The organism is Sandarakinorhabdus sp., from assembly GCF_040398645.1.
Lineage (GTDB): Bacteria > Pseudomonadota > Alphaproteobacteria > Sphingomonadales > Sphingomonadaceae > Sandarakinorhabdus.
The window spans coordinates 1-5,060 of record NZ_JBBATR010000095.1 but is presented as its reverse complement, the minus strand read 5'-3'; the positions used below and the strand labels follow the sequence as shown (position 1 = coordinate 5,060).

The 5,060-nt window shown below is 67.5% G+C and carries 8 protein-coding genes; 5 read left to right on the top strand and 3 right to left on the bottom strand.

Features of this window, described 5'->3' with window-relative positions:
- Both ABWP50_RS13150 and ABWP50_RS13145 read right to left on the bottom strand, forming a co-directional pair.
- Positions 1-566, bottom strand: a 566-nt coding sequence (locus ABWP50_RS13150; protein WP_353218439.1) for an NAD-dependent deacylase, incomplete at its 3' end; no start/stop codon positions are given.
- The gene (locus ABWP50_RS13145; protein ID WP_353218438.1) at positions 566-1,093 is read right to left on the bottom strand and encodes a GNAT family N-acetyltransferase; all 528 of its coding nucleotides are present in this window, start codon (positions 1,091-1,093) and stop codon (positions 566-568) included. The genes ABWP50_RS13150 and ABWP50_RS13145, both read right to left, overlap by 1 nt.
- 115 nt (positions 1,094-1,208) lie before the next feature.
- Between ABWP50_RS13145 and ABWP50_RS13140 the strand changes: the two genes are divergently transcribed.
- The 3 genes from ABWP50_RS13140 to dapB all read left to right on the top strand — a co-directional run bounded on the left by ABWP50_RS13140 (position 1,209) and on the right by dapB (position 3,371).
- Positions 1,209-1,796, top strand: coding sequence for a hypothetical protein (locus tag ABWP50_RS13140; RefSeq protein WP_353218437.1), 588 nt, complete (start codon positions 1,209-1,211; stop codon positions 1,794-1,796).
- Positions 1,796-2,503 (top strand): cytochrome c3 family protein, encoded by a 708-nt coding sequence (locus ABWP50_RS13135; RefSeq protein WP_353218436.1) that lies wholly within the window; start codon positions 1,796-1,798, stop codon positions 2,501-2,503. Before ABWP50_RS13140 ends, ABWP50_RS13135 begins: the two co-directional genes overlap by 1 nt.
- A gap of 64 nt (positions 2,504-2,567) precedes the next feature.
- Positions 2,568-3,371 carry a 4-hydroxy-tetrahydrodipicolinate reductase gene (gene dapB / locus ABWP50_RS13130; RefSeq protein WP_353218441.1) on the top strand — a complete coding sequence of 268 codons (804 nt, stop codon included), beginning with the start codon at positions 2,568-2,570 and terminating at the stop codon, positions 3,369-3,371.
- Here dapB and ABWP50_RS13125 read toward each other — a convergent pair.
- Positions 3,329-3,811, bottom strand: a complete 483-nt coding sequence (locus ABWP50_RS13125) for a DUF2244 domain-containing protein (RefSeq protein WP_353218435.1) — start codon at positions 3,809-3,811, stop codon at positions 3,329-3,331. The genes dapB and ABWP50_RS13125 overlap by 43 nt on opposite strands.
- An 89-nt stretch (positions 3,812-3,900) precedes the next feature.
- Here ABWP50_RS13125 and nth point away from each other — a divergent pair, with 89 nt between their 5' ends.
- Entirely contained in the window at positions 3,901-4,551 is a 651-nt protein-coding gene (gene nth / locus ABWP50_RS13120) for an endonuclease III (RefSeq protein WP_353218440.1), read from the top strand.
- A 35-nt stretch (positions 4,552-4,586) separates the two neighbouring features.
- Positions 4,587-4,964: a hypothetical protein gene (locus tag ABWP50_RS13115; RefSeq protein ID WP_353218434.1), complete on the top strand. Its 378-nt coding sequence runs from the start codon at positions 4,587-4,589 to the stop codon at positions 4,962-4,964.
- Positions 4,965-5,060 lie beyond the last annotated feature (96 nt).

Genomic DNA, 5,060 nt, shown 5'->3' with positions numbered 1-5,060 from the left:
ACGAAGCCGGCGGCGGGATAGACGGCGCCGGAGGTGCCGATGGACACGAACAGATCGCAGCGGGCAATTGCGGCGGTGATCCGGTCCATATGGTAGGGCATTTCGCCGAACCACACGATATCGGGCCGCAGGCTGCCGCCGGCGCGTCCGCAGGCCGGGCAGGGCGGATTGGTGCGCAGCGGGCCGTCGTGGCGATTGGCGGCGCCGCAGGCGGTGCACAGTGCGGACAGAAGCTCGCCGTGCATGTGCAGCAGCCGCTGCGATCCGGCGCGGCTGTGCAGATCATCGACATTCTGCGTCACCAGCAGCAGATCACCGGTCCACGCGCCATCCAGCCGCGCCAGCGCATCGTGCGCCGCATTGGGCACCACAGCGCCCAGAAAGGCGCGGCGATCATCGTAGAAACGCTGCACCAGTTCGGGATTGCGCCGGAACGCCTGCGGGGTGGCGACATCTTCGATGCTATGGCCTTCCCACAGGCCATCGGCGGCGCGGAAGGTGGGCACGCCCGATTCGGCCGAAATGCCGGCGCCGGTGAGGATGACGATATTGCGGTGGCGGGGCATCAGGCAGGCTCCAGCAGGATGGTGGGATCGGGCCACCAGATGCGCAGATAGGATTGCTGGCTGCCATCGGGGGCCAGCTCTTTTTCGGCGGGCGATTCCACGCCGCCCAGGCGCGCATAGAAGCCGCGCGCGGCGGTGTTGGCGGTGTAGACGTGCAGATCGAGGCCCTGGCCCGGGGCTTCAGCAATCGCCATTCGTGCGGCGGCGGCCAGCATATGCCGGCCCAGCCCCTGGCCTTGCTGGCCGGGGCGGACGTGGAGATTGTCGACATGGCTGCCCCAGTGCGGATCGGCAGCCAGAAACAGGCAGACAAAGCCGGCCAGCCCGGCGGCGTCTTCGGCCAGCAGCACCCGCATGGTGGGATCGGGCGCTGCGAAACGCTCGCTCCACACGCGCAGCCGGTCTGCTGCCAGATCGTTGGCCAGCCATTCGGCGCGCAGGATATGGGCATAGGCCGTCTGCCAGCTTGCCGTGTGCAGGGCGGCGATGGCCGGGGCATCGGCAGGCTGGGCAAGGCGCAGGTGCATCGGTGCCAGCATAGGGGCGGCCGCCGGCGCGCGGCAAGCGCGGCGCAACTTTCGCCAGCCTGCGGCGTTGACGCACATGACACCGGGGCGCAACGTTGCGGGGAAGGGGGTGAGCATGCCGCAGCGCGCTGCCAGCTTGATCAGCCGCGAAGTCCTGCCGTTTGCCGCGTCGCTGCTGGCGCTGGCCGGAGCGGCGCTGCTGATCGATGCCGCCTTGCACTATTTCGATCAGGTGTGGGTGGGCCGCTGGCTGGGCATTCCCGGGCTGGCGCTGATCCTGGGATCGTTCGCTTATTCGCTGCGCAAGCGCAAGATCACCACGCGCGGCAACCCTGCGGCTTTGCTGCGCCGGCATGAGCGCATGGCCTGGTTCGGATCATTGCTGGTGCTGGTGCATGCCGGCATCCATTTCAACGCGGTGCTGGCGTGGGCCGCGCTGCTGGCAATGGGCGTGAATATCGTCAGCGGCTTGACCGGGAAATTTCTGCTAGCCCGCGCCCGCACCCGTCTGATGGCGGCGCGAACCCGCTTGACCGATAGCGGCATGGACGCTGCCCAGATCGAGGAGCGGCTGTACCGCGACAGCCTGACCTTTGATCTCGTGAAGAAATGGCGGACCGTGCATGTGCCGATCACGCTGGCCTTTGCCGTGCTGGCGACGGCGCATCTGGTCGCCACCGCGATGTTCTGGGATTGGCAGTGATGCCGCGCCCCGCAACCCTGGTGATGGCGGCGGCGCTGATCGGCGTGATTTTGCTGGCCATCCTCTATCCGCAGCCAATGCTGGCGCCCGGCCCGGTGATGCCCGCCCATGCCGCCATCGCCGGGGATTGCTTTGCCTGCCACACGCCGTTTCAGGGGGCGGCGGCGCCGCGCTGTATCACCTGCCACGTGCCGGCGCGCATCGGCCTGTTCACCACCACGGGCAAACGGCTTGCCGGCGGCAAGGCGGCGTTTCACCAGCAACTGGCCAATCCCGATTGCATGGCCTGCCACAGCGACCATGCCGGCCCGGCGTTGACCGGGCACAGCCCGACCAGTTTCCACCACGACCTGTTGAGGCCGGCGGTGCGCGGCCAATGCGCCGCCTGCCATGTGCCGCCCGCCACCACGCTGCACCGCCAGTTCGGCACGGCCAACTGCGGCAGTTGCCATAACAGCACCAGCTGGAAACCTGCCCGCTTTGCCCATGATCGGCTGTTCCGGCTGGATGGCGAACATGCTGTCGCCTGCGCAACCTGCCATACCGGCGGCAATCTGAAGCAATATAGCTGTTACGGCTGCCACGCGCACCAGCCGGCCCAGGTGCTGGCCGAGCACCGCGAGGAAGGGGTGCGCGGCAATATCGACAAATGCGCCCGCTGCCACCGCAGCGCCGAGGGTGAGGGGGAAGACGAGGATGACGGCTGAGACGCGGCATGCGGCGGTTGCACTGCCGCGCCCAAGCCGTCACAAACAGGCCATGGCGAAGAACATGATCAAGGTGGGTGTGCTGGGTGCCGGCGGGCGCATGGGGGAAGCGATCATCGCGCAGCTGGCTGATTGGCCGGGCCTGAGCCTGGCTGGCGCTGTTGAGCGCGCCGGCCATGCCAGCTGCGGGCGCGCCGCTGGGCCGGGCCATCCGGCCATCCTGACGGTTTGTTCCAACATCGGGGCGATCGTGCACAAGGTTGATGTTCTGATCGATTTTTCGGTGCCGGCGGCGTTGGCCGTGACGCTTGAGGCCGCGCAGGACGCGCGCTGCGCGCTGGTGATCGGCACGACCGGGCTGGAGCCGGCGCATCACGCCGCCATCGATGCCGCCGCCAAGCATATCGCGGTCCTGCAAGCCGCCAACACCAGCCTGGGCGTCACCTTGCTGGCCCGACTGGTGCAGCAGGCGGCGGCGGCGCTGGGGCCGGATTGGGATATCGAAATTGCCGAACTGCACCACCGCATGAAGGTGGATGCGCCGTCTGGCACAGCGCTGGCGCTGGGCGCGGCGGCGGCGGCCGGGCGCGGCATCGATCTTGCCGCACACAGCATAAGCGGCCGCGATGGCATCACCGGCGTGCGCGAAACCGGCAGCATCGGCTTTGCGGCGCTGCGCGGCGGCAGCGCGGCCGGCGATCACATGGTGCTGCTGGCCAGCGAGGGCGAGCGTATCGAATTGTGGCACCGCGCCGAAAACCGCAGCATATTCGCACGCGGGGCGCTGAAGGCGGCGCAGTGGCTGGCCGGCAAGCCCGCTGGCCGTTACGCCATGGCCGATGTGTTGGGGCTGGACCCATCGCGGTAGCGGGCAAGCGCATCGGAAATCACCGCGCCCACCGCGCGGCGCTCGGGGGCGGACAGGAAATGCCCCACCAGCAGCCGCCGGCCATGCGCGGCCAGGAACAGATGCGCATCGCCCAGCGGCGTTTCCTCGATCTGCACCCGCGTGTACCAGGGCTCCAATCGCTCCACCCAGGCTTCGCCGAGCGCGGAGACGCGGGTGAGGGTGAGGGCGTCGTCCGCCAGCACCAGCCGCTCATGGCCGCCGCCAGACTTGAAATTGCTGCGCAGCGCCCACGCCAGCAGCGCAACATCGGCAATCATGAACGGGATGACCGGCCACAGGCCCAGCACCAGGAAGCGGATGCTGCCCAGCAAAAACACGCCGCCCACTGCGAGCACCAGCCAGCGGGCATGATCCCGCGATAGCGACCGATTTGGCGTGAGGGTGAGATCCAACACCATTGTGCCCACGTCTTTACGACGCAGCCCCTTTACGCGCCATGGGGTTTGCCGGCATCCAACGTCGCATGACCAAGCTCGCTCGCCGGCAGATGACCGCTCCGGAAATCACGCAGTTTTTTGATTATCTGTCCCGGATCAATCCGGAACCGGTGACGGAACTGGCCTATGACAATGGCTATCACCTGCTGGTGGCGGTGGTGTTGTCGGCGCAGGCCACCGATGTGGGCGTGAACAAGGCGACGCGGGCGCTGTTTGTCGCGGTGAAAACCCCGCAGCAGATGCTCGATCTGGGCGAAGACGGCCTGCGCCAGCATATTCGCACCATCGGCCTGTTCAATGCCAAGGCCCGCCACGTCATCGCCCTGTCGCGGCGGCTGGTGGATGATTTCGGCGGCGAGGTGCCCAGCGACCGCGATGTGCTGGAAACCCTGCCCGGTGTGGGCCGCAAGACCGCCAATGTCGTCGTCAGCGTGCTGTTTGGCCAGGAAACATGCGCCGTGGACACGCACGTGTTCCGCGTCGCCAATCGCACCGGCCTTGCGCCCGGCAAAACGCCGCTGCTGGTGGAAAATGCCATCATGAAACGCGTGAAGCCGCCGTGGCGCCGCAATGCCCACCACTGGCTGATCCTGCATGGCCGCTACACCTGCACAGCGCGCAGCCCGAAATGCGGCAGCTGCGGGGTGGCCGACGTCTGCCAGTTTCGCAGCAAGGTGCTGACGCCGGCGGAGGCGGGTTAAGCGGTGGTTCAGCGCCGGCACCGTAGCGTGCCGCCATGAAGCAGCCGGCCTTCATCCTGTTTGCCTTGCTGGCCGCTGCACCAGCTGCCGCGGATAATGCACCGCCACCGCCCGAAACCCGGATCTGCCTCAACATTGCGTCCATCCGGCAAACCCTGGTGCGCAGCGATTCCGCCATCGATTTCGTGCTGCGCGACGGCAGCATCTGGCGCAACATCCTGCCGTTTCGCTGCGCACAACTTGGCGCGCAGCGGGCCTTTTCCTACCAGACATCGATCAGCCAATTGTGCCGGCAGGATCTGATCAAGGTGGTGCTGCAAAGCGGCGGCCAGATGACCACCGCCAGCTGCGGCTTCGGCCCATTCGAGCGCCAGCCCACAGCGTCTGCCGCCCCGCCTGCCAAACACCGCTGAAACAGGCTGGCCACCCCGCGCAACCACTGCTAACACGCGCTGCTGGCACCCGTAGCTCAGCTGGATAGAGCGCTGCCCTCCGAAGGCAGAGGCCAC

Excerpts from the sequence above, each read along its gene's own strand:
- ABWP50_RS13125 (WP_353218435.1), bottom strand. The coding sequence starts at position 3,811 with ATGGTGTTGGATCTCACCCTCACGCCAAATCGGTCGCTATCGCGGGAT.
- ABWP50_RS13135 (WP_353218436.1), top strand. The coding sequence starts at position 1,796 with ATGCCGCGCCCCGCAACCCTGGTGATGGCGGCGGCGCTGATCGGCGTG.
- dapB (WP_353218441.1), top strand. The coding sequence starts at position 2,568 with ATGATCAAGGTGGGTGTGCTGGGTGCCGGCGGGCGCATGGGGGAAGCG.
- ABWP50_RS13145 (WP_353218438.1), bottom strand. The coding sequence starts at position 1,093 with ATGCACCTGCGCCTTGCCCAGCCTGCCGATGCCCCGGCCATCGCCGCC.
- ABWP50_RS13115 (WP_353218434.1), top strand. The coding sequence starts at position 4,587 with ATGAAGCAGCCGGCCTTCATCCTGTTTGCCTTGCTGGCCGCTGCACCA.
- ABWP50_RS13140 (WP_353218437.1), top strand. The coding sequence starts at position 1,209 with ATGCCGCAGCGCGCTGCCAGCTTGATCAGCCGCGAAGTCCTGCCGTTT.
- nth (WP_353218440.1), top strand. The coding sequence starts at position 3,901 with ATGACCGCTCCGGAAATCACGCAGTTTTTTGATTATCTGTCCCGGATC.